Origin of the sequence: Oribacterium sp. P9, assembly GCF_046365365.1 — a bacterium.
GTDB lineage: Bacteria > Bacillota > Clostridia > Lachnospirales > Lachnospiraceae > Oribacterium.
Map to the genome: position 1 here is coordinate 1 of NZ_JBKEIS010000042.1, position 1,643 is coordinate 1,643.

At 49.9% G+C, this 1,643-nt stretch carries 1 protein-coding gene; it reads left to right on the plus strand.

Features of this window, described 5'->3' with window-relative positions; translation table 11 throughout:
* Positions 1 to 177: 177 nt before the first annotated feature.
* On the plus strand, positions 178 to 1,643 hold a 1,466-nt coding region (gene istA, locus ACK8P7_RS10895; protein WP_410044221.1), incomplete at its 3' end, for an IS21 family transposase.

The following is a 1,643-nucleotide window of genomic DNA, read 5'->3' on the forward strand; positions in this document are numbered from 1 at the left end:
TGAGTATTCCGGGCGATTCTGAACCGCCGTTCCGGCGCCACAGTACCGCTGTTCCGTTTTAGATGATACCACGATTCCGGGAATCGGATACCGAGGTTCCGGTCAGATGGTACCGTTTCCTTTATAATGAATTCATACGCTTTGCAGCGTAAATTCATTACGAAGGAGGTCACCATTATGACCAAGTATCGTGAGATCATCCGGCTTGCCGGATTGAATCTCAGCCAAACTAACATTGCCCTTAGCTGCAATGCATCCAAGACAACTGTCAACAAGGTGCTGAAGGCGGCCAGAGAGCAAAATCTTGTCTGGCCTCTGGATCCTAAACTCAGCGATCCAGTCTTAGGCAAGTTGCTTTTTCCTGAAGTGAAAGCAAAGCCAGCCACCTCAAAGCGGATGCCCGATTACGAGCACATCCGCAAAGAGCTTCTTCGGAACGGAGTGAATAAGAAACTCCTTTGGACAGAGTATCTTGAAGAATGCCGTCTCTCCAAAGAAGAGCCACTTATGTACTCCCAGTTCTGCTACTACATCCAGCAGGATGAGCAGAAACGTCGCGCCACTATGCATATAAACCGCAAGCCTGCGGAGCAGGTCGAGGTCGACTGGGCAGGCGATCCGGCGCACATCATCGACCCAGATACCGGCGAAATCATGGATGCCCAGATTTTCGTGGGTGTCATGACCTACAGTCAGTATCCATACGTAGAAGCCTTTGTAGATCAGAAGCAGGCGTCATGGATTGCAGCACACATCCACATGTACGAGTACTTTGGCGGTGTTGCAAAGATCCTCGTGCCAGACAACTGTCGCACTGCTGTAGATCATAATAATAAAAGCTGGAATGATCCACGGATCAATGCCGTCTATCAGGAAATGGCAGAGCACTATGGTACCGCCATCATTCCGGCACGCGTCCGCTCTCCAAAAGATAAGCCTAATGCCGAGGGCAGTGTAGGCAACATTTCCACATGGATCACAGCAGCGCTACGGAACGAGCAGTTCTTTTCTCTCAGTGAGTTAAATCAGGCGATCCGGCAGAAACTGGAAGATTTCAGCCATCGCCCGTTCCAAAAGAAAGAGGGGAGCCGGTATGAAATCTTCCGCGACGAAGAACTGCCATTACTGGCCCCGTTACCTGCTACCCCATATGAACTGGCGGAATGGAGACAAGCCACCGTTCAGTTCAATTATCACATAGCGTTTGCAGGAATGCTATACTCCGTTCCACATGAGTATATAAAGCGCAAAGTTGATGTGAGGGTCACGGACAAAACCATTGAGGTTTTTTACAACCACAACCGAATCGCGTCTCACCGTCGACTGTATGGTCGCAAAGGTCAGTATAGCACAATCACAGAGCATATGCCGCCTTCTCATCAGCAGTATCTTGAGTGGAACGGCGACCGCTTCCGGCAATGGGCGAAGCGCATCGGTTCCAGTACCTACCAGACCGTGGATGCAATTCTTACCTCCAAGCTGGTAGAACAGCAATCCTACCGTAGTTGCATGGGACTTTTAAAACTGGCCGACAAGTATTCTGTCGATCGACTGGAAGCTGCCTGCAGTAAAGCGCTCACTTTTACAGCCACTCCGAGCTATAAGAGCATCAAGAACATACTTGATACCGGAAGTGACCGAAC